Source organism: Paenibacillus sp. 2RAB27, assembly GCF_052115445.1.
In the GTDB taxonomy this organism is placed as follows: Bacteria; Bacillota; Bacilli; order Paenibacillales; family NBRC-103111; genus Paenibacillus_E.
Genome location: NZ_JBFRGR010000005.1, coordinates 262191 through 277533, shown reverse-complemented (window position 1 = coordinate 277533; position 15343 = coordinate 262191). Strand labels below are relative to the sequence as shown.

Genomic DNA, 15343 nt, shown 5'->3' with positions numbered 1-15343 from the left:
AACTCCCAACTGCCATAATAAACTGCTCTCATCAACCTACTATTGCGGTTTCTTCATGGTTAAGCCTACACGGCCTTTTTTCTGGTCCACGTTGAGCACCCATACTTGGACGATGTCTCCGACGGAAACCACATCCATCGGATGTTTCACGAAGCCGTTCTTGAGCTGGGAGATGTGCACCAGCCCATCGTTTTTAATGCCGATATCGACGAAGGCGCCGAAGTCGATGACGTTACGCACCGTGCCGGTCAATTCCATGCCCGGCACAAGGTCCTCCAGCTGCAGCACGTCTGTGCGGAAGATCGGCGCAGGGACTTCGTCCCGCGGATCCCGCCCAGGCCGCTGCAGGCTGTCTAGGATGTCCCGCATCGTCGGGACACCGACGCCAAGCTTAGGAGCCAGCTCCTCTGGCTCCAGCGTCTGCAGCAGCGCTAGCAGCTGCTGAGAGCCTAGCTGCGCAAGCTCGATGCGCAGCTCCTTGAACAACCGATCCACCACGTCGTAAGACTCCGGATGGATCGGGGTGTTATCGAGCGGATTCCGGCCACCCGCAATCCGCATGAACCCGACACACTGCTCGAAGGATTTCGCGCCAAGGCGCGGAACCTTCGACAGCTCCTGGCGGGAGCTGAACTTGCCATTCTCCTCGCGATACTTCACGATGTTCTTCGCCAGTGTCGCGTTGACCCCCGACACGTACGACAGCAAGGACGGGGATGCCGTGTTCAAGTCCACCCCGACATGGTTAACGGCCGATTCTACGACGGCCTTCAAGTTCTCGTCCAGACGTTTCTGCGAAACGTCATGCTGGTACTGACCGACGCCGATCGCTTTCGGCTCGATTTTTACAAGCTCCGCGAGCGGGTCCTGCAGCCTCCGCGCGATCGAAATCGCGCTGCGCTCGGCCACGTCGAGCTCAGGGAACTCCGTCTGCGCCAGCTTCGACGCCGAGTACACGCTCGCCCCCGCTTCGCTGACGATCAAGTACTTGAGCTTCCGCTCCTTGATCTCACCGATCAGCTCCGCAACGAACTGCTCCGTTTCACGGGACGCCGTCCCATTCCCGATCACAATCAGCTCCACGCTGTATGTGCTGATCAACTGCTTGAACTTCGCCTTCGCTTCCGCCACCTTATTATTCGGTGGGGTTGGGTAGGTGACGGCGATTTCAAGCATTTTACCGGTGTCGTCGATGACGGCCAGCTTACAGCCTGTCCGGTAAGCCGGATCGACACCAAGCACCACATGGCCCTTAATCGGCGCTTGCAGTAAGAGATTGCGCAGATTTTCGGCGAAAATCTTAATCGCCTGCTCCTCGCCCGCTTCTGTCATTTCACCGCGCACCTCGCGCTCAACGGACGGGGCAAGCAGCCTTTTATAAGCGTCTTCGACAATCGTTCGAAGTACATCCCGCACCACGGAATCACCCCTCACGATTTGACGCAACATGTAATCGTGTATTTTATCCGGCCCAACATCTAGTCCAACCTTCAGAATCTCTTCCCGCTCCCCGCGATTAATCGCGAGAATACGGTGAGGCGGCAGGCGCTTCACAGGCTCTTGATAGGCATAATACATCTCATAGACTGATTCTGCCTTCGCATCTTTAGCCTCTGTCCGCATAATGCCGTTATCCTGCGTGAAGCGACGCACCCAGGCCCGTATTTTCGCATCATCCGCGATATTCTCCGCTAGGATATCCATCGCGCCTTGGATCGCCTCTGCGGCGCTTCCAACCTGCTTGTCCGCGTTAATATAACGCGAAGCCTCTTGCTCCAGAGAGCCTTGACGAGGCTGCTTCCAAATCCACGCGGCAAGCGGCTCCAGACCGCGCTCCTTCGCAACGCTAGCTCTCGTTTTCCGCTTCTGGCGATAAGGCCTGTAGAGATCCTCGATTTCCTGTAGCTTCACAGCTTTCTCAATCGATGTGCGCAGCTCGTCCGTGAGTTTGCCTTGCTCATCGATCAGACGAACAACCTCGATTTTGCGATCCTCCAGATTACGCAAATACTGCAAGCGCTCCTCGATATCCCGCAGTTGATTCTCGTCGAGCTCACCCGTCATCTCTTTCCGATAACGCGCGATAAACGGAATCGTATTGCCCTCATCCAACAGATCCATCGTCGTCTTCACTTTACCAGAAGGCAACTGCAGCTCAGCGGAGATTTGCTTCAGGATTCGTTCCTGAATCTCCGCTTTCTTCTCCGCAGGAATCTGTATCTTCGCCTTCGGTTCCTCAAACTCACTTGCTTTTGGTTTTCCTTCGTTCTCTGTTATTTGGCCTTCAGCTTTTGCCTTTAGACCATCCGTCTCCACATTTGCCACAGTCATACCTCTTTTCTATTGATCGTATGTATATGTATGTACAAACCAAAAAACGAGGGTACCTATCGCCCTCGTCCGTTCCAGACCATATTCAAAATTCTATCAGTCCCACACTAATTTGCAAAGCGTCGTCAACCTTTCGCATCGTTTCTTCATCTAAATGCGTAATTTTGTCCGTCAATCTTTGCTTGTCGATTGTTCTGATTTGCTCAAGCAGAATGACCGAATCTCGATCGAAACCGTGCGTCTCCGCGTCGATTTCCACATGCGTGGGAAGCTTTGCCTTTTGGATTTGAGCTGTAATCGCTGCAACAATCACAGTGGGGCTAAAGCGGTTGCCGATATCATTTTGGATCACTAGAACAGGACGGACTCCTCCCTGCTCCGATCCTACGACCGGCGAAAGATCTGCGAAAAATACATCGCCACGTTTCACAATCACGTCTTACACCCCGCTAACTAAGCGATCAAGCGTACCGTCCGCTTCTTCCTCCGCTTGAAAAGCTTCAGATGCCATGCTGAGATTTATTTTCGCCATTTCCATATACCCACGCTGCATGGATTCGCGTAGACTGCGCTTTTTGCGTTCAATTAAATACAGCTTCATTGCCTGACGAATGAATTCGCTCCGATTGGAGTTTTCCTTCTCAACAATTCCGTCCACTTCTTGCAACAGATTGTCAGGCAAGCTAATCATGATCCTTTTCGTATTATGCGCATTGCTCACACTCTCGCACCCCCAGAAACGATACAAAGACAATATTACCAGTATGTCATTCCAAAAACCAAATTATACAATAGAATATATGCCTCCGGTATATCAATTATGTTACACCTAAAGATATAAGATTGTTAATACATAGTATTCTATACCCTATTCTGAAAATCCTCTCCAATGCCTGCATAATTTACATGGTAAATTCATGCAGGACTTCATCCCGCCCTAATAACGGTGCCGCATGAGAGGATTTAAAGCCTCAACCCGCTCCCCATTACGCACATATACGCGCGCAACACGGTGTGAAATCATACATATAATTTCATAATTGATCGTCCCAAGCTGATCGGCCACATCTTCCGCGGTAATTCGTTCTTCGCCTTGCTCACCGATGAGGACAACCTCATCAAGTGCACTTACATCAGGCACATCGGATACATTGATCATACTTTGATCCATGCAGATTCTGCCGACGATTGGCACTCTTTTGCCACGAACCAGCACCTCCGCTTTACCCGAAAGCATACGAGAGTATCCATCCGCGTAGCCGATCGGCAAGGTCCCGATTTGCTCATCACCCTTGGTGTGATAAATCGTTCCATAGCTAACACCTGAACCCGCAGGCAACGTTTTGAGATGCACAATCCCTGTTTTGAGACTCAGGACTGGCTTTAGCTCAATTTTCGTTTGATCCACATCCTTAGAAGGATAAAGACCATACATCGAAATTCCGAGGCGCACCATCGAATAGGTTAAGCCTGGCAAATCAATGGCTGCCGCGCTATTTCCCGCGTGAATATAAGGGAACGTTTCCCCTTTATCTGTAAAATAGCTCACGATCCGCTCGAATCGGCCGTATTGCTCTAGCGTATAGCTTTTATCGACTTCATCTGCATTGGCATAATGTGTAAACAGTCCTTCTACATCTACATTCGGCAGCAATAAGGCTTCCTCTATAAAAGGAATCGCATCTGCTTCCGTGTGCAAGCCGAGTCGCCCCATGCCAGTATCCAATTTGATATGGATTTTCAGCTTCTTCTGGGATGCGTTCTCTTGCTTACGTCCTTGCTCTCGCAATGCTTCCAATACATCACGGCTGTATACCGCAATCGTCACATCCAAATCCCGTGCGCGGTTAATCCCTTCTGGCGGCGTGTAGCCGAGTACGAGAATAGGTGCAGTAATCCCTGCATTTCGGAGCTCCAGTGCTTCATCAAAGAACGCCACACCCAAATAATCCACACCCGCGGCGAGAACTTCTTTGGATACTTCTACAGCCCCGTGTCCGTAAGCATCCGCTTTAACGACTGCCATCTGCTTCATCCCTGCAGGCAGTACCTTCTGAAATTGTTCAATGTTGCTTCGCAGTGCATCTAACGATATTTCCACCCACGTGGGCCGATAAAAAGCATCCACCAGCGTTCACCTCTTCTATCCTGTTACAAACAACATTTTTTATATTTCTTGCCGCTGCCGCATGGGCATGGTTCGTTACGTCCGATTTTAGGTTCGGCAGCAATCATAGGCGTATTATTTAGCACATAGGCTGCCTCGTTTACAAAATAACGGAAGACGCGGTTTCCAGGCTCAAGAACCGTCATGACGACTGGCTTTCGCTCAAACCCATACTTCATCTCCGAGTCTGGCAAGAATTGTGCCTGTATCACACCGAAACGAACCAATATGGTAGCTACCGCGTGTAAAAACACATCAGCACTTGTATCCAACAAGATGCCGGATTGTCGATGCTTATCCCATTCTTTTTTCACATTGTGCGGTGTTCCCACTGGCCAGCTGGCTAAAACACTTGCGATGGCCCTTCTCCAGGCCTGAATATCTTCTGGACGACCACCTTCGTTCACTTCCTCGAGAATTCCCCAGTTCACTCGATTCCAAAGTGTATCCAAGAGAACAGTGGCTTGTTCCTGCTCTGTGAGCGCCAAGTAAAAGGCTAATTGCTTCGCATTTACCGTAAGTTGCGTTTCTTCTACCGTCAGTCCTAACACTACCGCTGCATAGAAAAAGAATTGGTACACCGGCTCCTGGTCTTGATTCAATGTCGGTTTACGGAAAAGCTGCAGATTCAGCCCCTCATCGAACTCGCTCCAGAATTTCCGCGGCAAATGTTTGCGCGCAGCGGACAACTTAACGTTCTTTCCGGTCTGAACGGCCTCAAGAAAAGCTCTGAATTCCTGAACGATTTGTGGTACTGATGTCCGCCCATCCATCCAAAGCTGAAGCAGCTTCTGGTCAACTACAAGTGGTTTCAGCTTGCGCTTAGAAGGCGGCGTATGTTCTTCCATATAGGCTTCTATATCATTCGAGTTCAGCCAACGTTCCAGCGCATAGTCATTATCTGCTTCCATGTACTGCTCGAATCGCTCTTCGAAATAAGTTTTATACTTACATACTTCATTCAGTGAAGCGTACTGTTCTTTTGAAATTCTAGATGTCACCTGTAGGAATTGAATCCACTTTTTGAAAGAAGTCACATAAGCACCGATATCGGATTCTTTTGTGCTGAGTACATGGCTAATTAAGAAACGGCCTGCAAAATCAACAATCGTTTCACCTTGTACATCCTCATAGCTGATTCCATAACGGACGAAATATTCGGTCATCACAAAGCCCATGCGATCCACATGTTTGTTAGCCGTTTCTTGCTTCAACTTCCCCTCATCATTCAGGAACGTCGCGAAAGCCTTCGTCTCATTTTCCCAGAACAACTGCTGCTCTTCCCAAGTTAAATTATCAATTGTATTCATCTTAAACACTCCAATTATCTATTCGCTCCAAAGTTGCATTATACCAAAAAAACGACCGTTCGTGGGGGTTGGTTAAATCTTCTTGTAAATTTTTTTCCGAATTCTTATGTTATACATGAGAAAAAACCCTGCACCACTAGGATGCAGAGCCTTCTCTTATTGATTAAAATTTTAAATAAAAACGAACTTATTTCCCGGACTGTCCATCCGTTGCCATCGCAACTTGAATCATTTCATTCACTGGCATATCGCCCGTAAACATCCGGAACTCAACACCATCGTTCGTCCAAGTCAGCGTTCTAGGCTCATCCTTCGAGCCATTCCCTGTGATCACACCAACCGTGAATCCGAGATCAACGATGTCTCCTGGTGGCAATGAAACCGATTTGGCTTGAGGTCTAACCTCAATCAAATTGAAGTTGTATTTCCCTTTATATCGTAAAAGTACAGCGGCATCCTCACCAAACTTCATATCACTGATGTCCTGCTTCACAACATCCTTAGGCAAGTAGTACGGCTCAACAATACCAATACTTTGGGCTTTGGCAGCTGCTGGTGCGGTTTTCGTCGCATCTGGTTTCGCCGTAGTGCCTGTGGCTTTGGATTGATCGGATTGACCACCTGTCGCGGACAGGTTTTTGTCCGTTACCGATTTGTCCCCAGTTGCTGCCGGGTGAACCCCATCTGTCACCGCAACGTCAGCTGACGTAGGCATTGTTTGCTGCAAATTCCAGCTCGTCATGTTACGCTCCATTTGGAAATAATCCTTATCGAACTTCGTATCAAATTCAAAATTCGTGAAATTCACTTGCACCAACACATTTTGATTCGCATCTGACACTTGCACTTGCGCAGGTGCGAGAGTTTTCTTATTCAGCCAGATTTTCTGACGAGATAGTTGCTCATTTTGGTAATTCGCGGCAACATCGAAAACGTAGGCATCCTTGTCCGTCGTAAATTGACGGTCATTATCCGCAATGATGCTTTTCGCTAAAGATTGGAACAGATACACTTGACCTTGATTCTCTGGCCAATCACTTTGGAAGCGGAAGCTCTTCTTCAAATGCGGCGTCAAGACAAACACGCCTTCTTCATTACGCAAAACGATTTGAGTAACATCCTTCGTGGCATTCGTCAGGGAAATCCGGTAGAAATGCTCAGGCGAGAACGCCACCTCAACCTGATACTCCTGCGGCTGCTGCCCTGTATTTAGAATCATGCTGCCTGAAGCTTGATAGCTGCTCGACTTGCCCATCACATGATCCAAGTCCTTTACGATAGATCCTGCATCCTTTTTACCCATCCCGCAACCTGCGAGAACCAATGCTACGCACATTACCACTGCTACCATCCATGTGACCCGGCGCATTCGATCATCCCCTCACTCATGATTAACATCAACATAGTACATGCATATGAGGGGACTTGTTCGATTATGCAGCCAAGCTTACGGCTTGGACATGAATTTAAAAATTAATGCACGCATCCCTCAGTACAGGATGCTTCTCATCCTTTGCTGATAAAATCGGTGACGTCGTCGGCCAAGCTATCCCGATTGCCGGATCATTCCACCGTATCCCGCGGTCAAGCTGCGGCGAATAATAAGCATCCACCTTGTACAGCACCTGCGTCTTCGGCTCTAAAGTACAGAACCCGTGTGCGAAGCCCTGTGGAACTAACAACTGACGCTTATTGCCGGCGCTAAGGGTAACACCCACCCACTGACCAAATGTAGGGGAGCTTGGGCGAATATCTACAGCCACATCGTAGATCGAACCCGCGACTACTCGTACTAACTTCGTTTGCGCTTGTGGGTTCAATTGATAATGCAGCCCGCGCAGCACGCCTACTTCTTCTGAAAGTGAATGATTATCTTGCACAAAATCTATCGTAATCCCCTGTACGGCAAACTTCGCCGCATGATAGCTTTCCATGAAAAATCCCCGATGGTCCGCATGGACCTCAGGTTCAATAATCACAAGCCCAGCTAAAGCTGTTGGCGTTATCTTCATACGTCCTCTCACCTCATTGACTAGCATATGCAGGAGAGTCGTAGAAAGCCTCAGACAACCGTTTATAGACAAGTGACCTCCCTCTATCGTTTGGGCTCTATGCAAGCGTAAAAAGGCCACCAAGAGCTTCACAGCCCCAGCAGCCTTTTCCATGTATGAGATGCATCTACCATATATATACGATACCTGCGATTATACCTGCCCAAATCAGGGAACCGAAGACCACACCGACAATCAATCCCTTGCCGATCGACACATGTTCATCCTGATAAGCGTCTTCATGATCAATCATACCCAAAACCTCCATAAATACTAAGTATTTGCATAGTATAGGGAAGTTGCTGATGAATCATGCGGTTGATGTTAAAAAATTTAATTTATTACTTGAGTGTAGCAACTTGTCAACTTTGTGATCAATTGAACTTGAAAATCGGAGAAAGGAATTGGTAAAATGACTTCGCTTCTCAATCACCTTGATACAGGTAAATCATGCGTTTGAGAAAACCTAATATGCATTTTTATTGATGAATCCATTTATTATCGTTTTACATATAATTTTGATGTCAAAAAGAAACGACCAATTCTCAATGTAAAAAATGTCATGCTTGATGCGATCTGTAATTGATGTATCTCCGCGTAATCCATTACTTTGCGCCCAACCTGTGATTCCAGGACGAATGTGATGCTTCACCATGTATTTAGGAATTTCTCCTTTAAACTGTTCAACAAAATGTGGTCGTTCAGGACGTGGGCCAACCACGCTCATATGACCAAATAGAACATTAAAAAACTGCGGTAATTCATCTAAACTTGTTTTGCGTAAAAAGGAGCCAAACTTAGTTTTGCGTGGATCGTTTTGTATAGTCCATCCCGTATCAACAATTTCTGGAGGCAAAGCCTTCATACTACGAAATTTATACATCATAAATTTCCGACGGTTTAGTCCTACTCTTTCTTGTCTGAATATCACTGGGCCAGGAGACGTTAACTTAACGAATACTGCAATTATTATTAATATAGGTAAAATCATTATTATTACTAAAAGCGAAAATACAATATCAAACGAACGCTTCAGTAACTTATTTCCCATTTCGTCTAGCGGGATGTCACGAATATTAATTAAGGGCATTCCTGCAAAATTATCGAAATATGGTTTCGCTGGAAGAAAATCGAAAAAATCAGGAATAATCATAACTTTAATTCCATACTTTTCGCAAACATTAACAATTTCCTCATACTTTTGATAGGCGACTAGGGGAAGAGCAATAATGACTTCATCCACTAGCGTTTTTTGCAAAATAATCTCGAGATCATCAATACTACCTAAAATAGGTTTAATATTATTTTCTAACAGTTCGTGTTTATTTTGAAAATCATCAAGAAAACCAATCACTTCAAAACCTAGTTCTGGATGTTGAACAAGACTTTTATTAAACTTTTTACCTAAAGAACCTGCTCCTAATATTAATATAAATTTTTTATTATACCCTTTTGCCCTAATTAATTTAAGAATAATATTTAAAAAATATCGATATATTAGGATAAATGAAATATTTGCTATAAGAAAAATCGCCAAAAAATGTCTTGATATATCTACTTCTTTAAATAAAAATAGTATGCTGACTAGGATTAACAAACTAATTATGTGAACCTGAACCACTTTAAAGAATTCGAATGAAAAACTTTTTTTACGTTTGGAAGAATATAGCGAGGTGAGGTATCCGAACCCTATAGCGATTAGCCCATATACAAAACTCCAAGGGACATACTTGTTGAATGGAATGAAAGGTTCATATGATATTAAATCACTTTCGAATTTCAACCACCATGCAAAAAGGAAGGACAATTCAACGAAAATTAAATCAGCAAAAGAATAAACTTGAGTTAAAAACTTTTGGTTTCCTCGTACCATAAGACCACCCCAAACATTTTGTAGATAGACTACTACTTAGAGAAACAATTTTCCATAATATCAAACCAAGTTAAATGTAATTGATATACATCTTCTTCAATTAACTCACTACCGTTTTGCACTTCAATAAATTGAAGTTCAGTAATTGCTTTAATTGAATGCCTTGCGCCAACAGGAATCTGTATAACATCTCCAGGATTAACATGAATTATCTCTTCATTTAAAACAACAATCCCATTACCGCTAATAATAGTCCAAACTTCTTTACGTTTATTGTGTCTTTGATAACTTAAATAGTTATCTTTTTTTATTCCTATCCGTTTCGTTAAAACTTCATTATCTTCAAATTTGGAGTAATCTAAGACTTTATACCATCCCCATCCTCTTTCTTCATACATCGGGCGTTTATCAAAATTAATATCCATTTCCTTAATTCGAGGACTTGAATTTTTTTCACTTACTAGAATACCATCTGGACTCGCAGCAACTACAACATTCGATAAACCCAGTACTGTTACGGGTATATCTAATTCATTTATTATATGTGTATTAATAGAGTCTTTACTAATAATTCCATTGCCTAATAAATTCGTATCCATTTCTTCTGTTAACGTATTCCAAGTACCTAGATCTTTCCAAAATCCGTCATATGAAAGTGTTACTATTTGTTTAGCATTTTCAACAACTTCGTAATCAAAACTAATTTTGGGAAGTAAACTATACTTTTTTAACAATTCTTCATATTTTATCGGAAATCCTTTATCGAGAAGCAGAGAGATAATATAATCTAATTTAAATCCAAATACACCACAATTCCATAGAGCTTTTTGATTTATCAATTCAATTGCTTGTGATTCAGTCGGTTTTTCTTTAAAATGACTTACTTTTAAAAATGTACTAGTCTCCTCTTGACTTTCAGGAACAATATATCCATATTTCTCTGAAGGATATGATGGAATAACTCCTAACAAAGCTATATTAGCTTGTGTAGAATTAAGAGCATCTTCCATTTCTTTAATTTTATTAAAAAAACCTTCTTCTACGTATGGGTCCACTGGTAACACAACTATTACCTCGTCTAGATTGACACCTTTTGAATAAATATATGTTGCTGCTAAGGCAATCGCAGGAAATGTGTCACGTCTCTCAGGTTCCACAATCAAAGGTACTTCAATACCAAGCTGATTGGTTATCATATCTAGTTGCGATTTGCTCGTTGCGACAACTGCAGAATCTTTAAGGTTTACTCGTTCAAGTTGTCTCCATACGCGTTGTACCATTGACTCCATATGACCATCATTATTTTGTAAAACTTTGAGAAATTGTTTTGATCTAGAATCATTTGAAAGAGGCCATAGCCGTTTACCTGAACCACCAGAGAGTAATACTAATTTCATTCTTCCACTCCTAAAAATATGAATAATATATTAATAAATTTCATCTCTGACGCCACCACTCAAGTGTTTCAAATAAGCTTTCTTCGAAATTTCTCTCAGGTTTCCACCCTGTAGCTATTTGAATCTTTTCTGCTGATCCAATAAATATTGGTACTTCAGAAGGTCTGAACTTTTCTTGATCGACTTCTACATCAATCTTAATTTTTGAGTCTTTTATCATAATATTTAATATTTCTTGGATTGCCCTTGGTTGCCCTGAACAGACATTGTATACTCCAGTTTGAACATCGTTTTCTAATACAGCCAAATATGCATTAATTACATCTCGCACATCAGTAAAATCCCTCTTTGCACTTAAATCTCCTACTTTAATCAAGGAGGGGCCAGATAGTTTTTCAATAAGTGCAATTTGCGATGCAAAATCACTTATTACAAAACCTATTCTCTGTTCAGGACCAAAATGATTAAATGGCCTGATGTGAATCAAGTTTAATCCATCTTTTCGCGCTAAACTAATGGAAGTTTGCCCTGCGGCATATTTGCTTATTGCATAAGGATTTTGAGGCATACAAGGATGTTCTTCAGTTAAAGGTTCGCCTAAAAGCCCAGATAAACCATATTCTTCGCTTGACCCAATGGTAATTATTTTTGCATTAGGAGCAAACTTTTTAACTGCTTCTATTAATTGAATAGTTCCAATAGTGTTTTCCATAAACGTATGCGTTGGTGATTCCCAAGCTTTTTTTACTAAACTTTGAGCCGCAAGATGTATGATTGCTTCGGGTTTTATCTTATTAATAAGTGATCCTATTTCATTATCGACCAAATTATACAATACCTTTGTAACTGTGCTATCGTAATGGTCCAAATTACTACGAACTCCAACAAATACTTGGTGTTCTTTTTTTACCAGCAGAGGGACAAGATGTCTTCCAACAAAACCATTTGCTCCAGTAACAAAAACTCGCATTAGAGCCCCTCTATTCCCTAAAATTTCTTAATTCTATCTAAATCGGCATCAACCATCATCTGTATAAGAGTTTCTAAACTCGTCTTAGCTTGCCATTCTAGTTTAACTTCTGCTTTTGTAGGATCGCCTAGTAAAACATCCACTTCTGCAGGTCTATAAAATTTCGGATCAATGATAACGTAATCTTCATACTTTAAACCTACGTAATCAAAAGCAATATTACACATATCTCTTACTGTTGTAGTTTTTCCAGTTGCTATTACATAGTCGTCTGCTTCCTGTTGTTGTAGCATTAGCCACATAGCTTCCACATAATCTCCAGCAAATCCCCAATCACGTTTTGCATCAATGTTACCTAATCGAAGCTCATTTTGTTTTCCTAATTTAATTTTTGCTACAGCATCTGTAACCTTTCTAGTAACAAACTCAATTCCGCGGAGAGGGGATTCATGATTAAAAAGAATTCCACTGGATGCATGTATATTAAAACTTTCTCTATAATTAACTGTAATCCAATGACCATAAAGTTTTGCTACTCCATAAGGACTTCTAGGATAAAACGGTGTTTTTTCAGACTGTTTCTCTTCTTGAATTAGTCCAAACATCTCACTAGTAGAGGCCTGATAAAATCTAATCGAAGGATCTGTTAGTCGAATAGCCTCTAACACATTTACAACACCAACTGCTGTTACATCTGCAGTCAGTATTGGTTGTTCCCAAGATGTAGCAACAAAACTTTGTGCACCTAAATTATAGACTTCGTTTGCTTCAGATTTTACTAAAGCCCTTATTATCGAAGATAAATCAGTCAAATCGCCTTCAATTAATTCTATTTCTTTTTCTATGTTCAAAAATTCTAATCTCCATATGGTACTTGTACTTCTTCGTGCCATGAGACCATATACTTTATATCCTTTTTCCAACAACAATCTCGCTAAATAAGATCCATCTTGACCTGTAATTCCAGTAATTAAAGCAGTTTTCATATAAGTTTTCTCCTTATTAAATTAATTATTAGATTCAAGAAACAAACTAACTTGTTTGTTCACAAAATTTCTAAATTCTACTTGGAATCTTTCCGAAGAAAACCGAAGAGCATTTTCTCTACAAGCTTCTGGTGTAATGTTGTGACTCTCTCTCTCGAATATCTGTACAGCATCTATTATGGATGATACTGTCTGCTCTTTAAAAAAGACTCCAGTAGGCACTAGTGATTCAAATATCCCATTAATAGTCTCTAGAGCTCCACCTTTACCATAAGCAATAACTGGGGTCCCACATGCCTGAGCTTCCAATGGTGCGATTCCAAAATCCTCTTCTGCAGCAAAAACAAATGCTTTTGCTCGCTGCATATGATTCTTAAGTACATCAAAAGATTGATAACCCATTAAAATAACGTTGGGTCCTGCTTTAGATAAAATTTTTTTATAATCAGGTCCCTCACCAATTACTACTAATTTCTTATTAGGCATTTGCGAAAAAGCTTCTACGATCAAGTCGATTTTTTTATACGGGACCATCCTAGAGGAAGTCAAATAAAACTCATCCTTATTATCATTAAAGGTGAAAGCATCAATATCTACTGGAGGGTAGATGACATTGGACTTACGTCTATATACTTTCCAAATTCGACGTTCAATAAAGCGCGAAATTGCAATGAATTCATCAACGCCATTTGCTGTTCTATAATCCCATTGGCGAATTTGATTCAACATCCATTTAGCCGCCCATGATTTAATGCCACTTGTCAAACCAGATTCTTTTAAATATTGATGTTGTAAATCCCATGCATATCGAATTGGCGAATAGCACATACATAAATGTAATTGATCTGGTCCTGTTAGTACTCCTTTTGCAACAGCATGTGAACTAGAAATTATCAAATCATATTTTGACAAATCGAACTGTTCCACAGCGAGAGGCATCAAAGGTAAGTATTGTCGGTATTTCTTCTTTGCAAAAGGCAGCGTTTGGATAAAAGATGTTGTTACTGGTTTATTTTGAATAAATTCACGTTGATTTGAAGGTAAAAAATCTACCAAGCTGAATAAATCGGCATCTGGAAAAATAAGCAACATTTGCTCCAATACTCTTTCTGAACCTGCATAGGTTACGAGCCATTCATGGACGATAGCGATTTTCATTTTGCTATTACCTCCTTTATAATGGCAATTGTTTCCTTAGCACATTTTTCCCAAGTATATTTTTTTGCATGCTCTTTTCCTTTTTTCACAATTAAATCCTTATATGATTTATCATTTAATAACTTYTCAATTTTATTTGCAATATCCATTGGGTTGAAGGGATCGCAATATAAAGCTGCATCACCACAAACCTCGGGTAGGGACGCTGCACTAGATACTACTACTGGACATTCTGAAGCCATTGCTTCTAATGGCGGTAACCCAAAACCCTCATATAGAGATGGAAATACTAGCATATCCGCATGTGCAAAGTATTGTTTTAAAATATCCTCTTCTACAAAACCAGTAAAGTGGACTCTTCCACCCAATCTTCCAGCCATTTTCGCAACTGCTTCATCCCCTGTAATAAACCCTTCCTTTTTACCTAAAATAACTAGATCTTGTGGATACTTATCAATAGTAACTTCAAACGCTTGAAGCAAACCCGAAAGATTTTTGTTAGGTTTCACATTTCCTACATATAATAAATAAGGCTTTGAATATGGATTTTGAACTTTTGTAACATTGAACCATGATTTATCTACACCGATATGAATAGTATGAACCTTTTGCTTATCGGGGCCAACTTGTTTATTTAATTCCATTTGTGTAAAATGTGAATCACATATAATTGCACTAGCTTTATATTTTAACACTTTAAACATTAGTTTTGCATAAATTCTTTTATGAATGCCTTTCACTAAATCAGGCATAGCCAAGTGAGCTACATCATGTACGGTGACTAACATCTTACCTTTATAAAATAATGGAATATTATAATGAGGAGACCAAAAAAGCAGTGTATCTCTTGGGACTTTTCGAAACATTTCCAATTGTTCATTTATAGAATATATTGGTGATCGGCAATCAATTAAATTAATATTTTTACTTTTAGACCAAGAGTATTGGTTAATTTCACTTATTTTACCTAGAAGGTTAAATTTGATTTCTGGAAAAGATTCAACTATTAGAGGGATAAGATTTCTAATATAGGTACCTATTCCAGATGAATGTAACATTCGTACGTCAATAGTTATCACTTTCATTCATGAGTACCTCCT

The 15343-nt window shown here is 41.7% G+C and carries 14 protein-coding genes; all 14 read right to left on the bottom strand.

What is annotated here, in order from left to right:
- Positions 1-39 precede the first annotated feature (39 nt).
- A complete protein-coding gene (locus AB4114_RS10230) occupies positions 40-2220 on the bottom strand; it encodes a Tex family protein (RefSeq protein WP_441988421.1) in 2181 nt (726 codons plus the stop codon).
- Positions 2221-2416: 196 nt separating this feature from the next.
- The gene (locus AB4114_RS10225; RefSeq protein ID WP_028553893.1) at positions 2417-2767 is read right to left on the bottom strand and encodes a type II toxin-antitoxin system PemK/MazF family toxin; all 351 of its coding nucleotides are present in this window, start codon (positions 2765-2767) and stop codon (positions 2417-2419) included.
- A 3-nt stretch (positions 2768-2770) separates the two neighbouring features.
- Positions 2771-3052: a CopG family ribbon-helix-helix protein gene (locus AB4114_RS10220; protein WP_028553892.1), complete on the bottom strand. Its 282-nt coding sequence runs from the start codon at positions 3050-3052 to the stop codon at positions 2771-2773.
- Between the two features lie 216 nt (positions 3053-3268).
- Positions 3269-4459 carry an alanine racemase gene (gene alr, locus AB4114_RS10215; RefSeq protein WP_441988360.1) on the bottom strand — a complete coding sequence of 397 codons (1191 nt, stop codon included), beginning with the start codon at positions 4457-4459 and terminating at the stop codon, positions 3269-3271.
- 23 nt (positions 4460-4482) lie between these two features.
- Complete coding sequence (locus AB4114_RS10210; protein ID WP_441988359.1) at positions 4483-5808, bottom strand: YecA family protein; 1326 nt, start codon at positions 5806-5808, stop codon at positions 4483-4485.
- Between the two features lie 187 nt (positions 5809-5995).
- Positions 5996-7177, bottom strand: coding sequence for a LolA family protein (locus AB4114_RS10205; RefSeq protein ID WP_441988358.1), 1182 nt, complete (start codon positions 7175-7177; stop codon positions 5996-5998).
- 97 nt (positions 7178-7274) lie between these two features.
- Entirely contained in the window at positions 7275-7820 is a 546-nt protein-coding gene (gene rfbC / locus AB4114_RS10200) for a dTDP-4-dehydrorhamnose 3,5-epimerase (RefSeq protein WP_441988357.1), read from the bottom strand.
- A 166-nt stretch (positions 7821-7986) separates the two neighbouring features.
- On the bottom strand, positions 7987-8112 hold the full coding sequence (locus tag AB4114_RS10195) for a hypothetical protein (RefSeq protein WP_268796177.1): 126 nt from the start codon (positions 8110-8112) through the stop codon (positions 7987-7989).
- A 213-nt stretch (positions 8113-8325) separates the two neighbouring features.
- Positions 8326-9732 carry an undecaprenyl-phosphate glucose phosphotransferase gene (locus AB4114_RS10190; protein WP_441988356.1) on the bottom strand — a complete coding sequence of 469 codons (1407 nt, stop codon included), beginning with the start codon at positions 9730-9732 and terminating at the stop codon, positions 8326-8328.
- A 32-nt stretch (positions 9733-9764) separates the two neighbouring features.
- Positions 9765-11129, bottom strand: a complete 1365-nt coding sequence (locus tag AB4114_RS10185) for a sugar phosphate nucleotidyltransferase (RefSeq protein WP_441988355.1) — start codon at positions 11127-11129, stop codon at positions 9765-9767.
- 40 nt (positions 11130-11169) lie between these two features.
- Positions 11170-12099, bottom strand: a complete 930-nt coding sequence (locus AB4114_RS10180) for a GDP-mannose 4,6-dehydratase (protein ID WP_441988354.1) — start codon at positions 12097-12099, stop codon at positions 11170-11172.
- 17 nt (positions 12100-12116) lie between these two features.
- A complete protein-coding gene (gmd, locus tag AB4114_RS10175) occupies positions 12117-13085 on the bottom strand; it encodes a GDP-mannose 4,6-dehydratase (protein ID WP_441988353.1) in 969 nt (322 codons plus the stop codon).
- 21 nt (positions 13086-13106) lie between these two features.
- Positions 13107-14243 (bottom strand): glycosyltransferase family 4 protein, encoded by a 1137-nt coding sequence (locus tag AB4114_RS10170; RefSeq protein ID WP_441988352.1) that lies wholly within the window; start codon positions 14241-14243, stop codon positions 13107-13109.
- Entirely contained in the window at positions 14240-15328 is a 1089-nt protein-coding gene (locus tag AB4114_RS10165) for a glycosyltransferase family 4 protein (RefSeq protein WP_441988351.1), read from the bottom strand. Before AB4114_RS10165 ends, AB4114_RS10170 begins: the two co-directional genes overlap by 4 nt.
- Positions 15329-15343 lie beyond the last annotated feature (15 nt).

Excerpts from the sequence above, each read along its gene's own strand:
- AB4114_RS10210 (WP_441988359.1), bottom strand. The coding sequence starts at position 5,808 with ATGAATACAATTGATAATTTAACTTGGGAAGAGCAGCAGTTGTTCTGG.
- AB4114_RS10205 (WP_441988358.1), bottom strand. The coding sequence starts at position 7,177 with ATGCGCCGGGTCACATGGATGGTAGCAGTGGTAATGTGCGTAGCATTG.
- rfbC (WP_441988357.1), bottom strand. The coding sequence starts at position 7,820 with ATGAAGATAACGCCAACAGCTTTAGCTGGGCTTGTGATTATTGAACCT.
- AB4114_RS10195 (WP_268796177.1), bottom strand. The coding sequence starts at position 8,112 with ATGATTGATCATGAAGACGCTTATCAGGATGAACATGTGTCGATCGGC.
- AB4114_RS10190 (WP_441988356.1), bottom strand. The coding sequence starts at position 9,732 with ATGGTACGAGGAAACCAAAAGTTTTTAACTCAAGTTTATTCTTTTGCT.
- AB4114_RS10185 (WP_441988355.1), bottom strand. The coding sequence starts at position 11,129 with ATGAAATTAGTATTACTCTCTGGTGGTTCAGGTAAACGGCTATGGCCT.
- AB4114_RS10180 (WP_441988354.1), bottom strand. The coding sequence starts at position 12,099 with ATGCGAGTTTTTGTTACTGGAGCAAATGGTTTTGTTGGAAGACATCTT.
- gmd (WP_441988353.1), bottom strand. The coding sequence starts at position 13,085 with ATGAAAACTGCTTTAATTACTGGAATTACAGGTCAAGATGGATCTTAT.
- AB4114_RS10170 (WP_441988352.1), bottom strand. The coding sequence starts at position 14,243 with ATGAAAATCGCTATCGTCCATGAATGGCTCGTAACCTATGCAGGTTCA.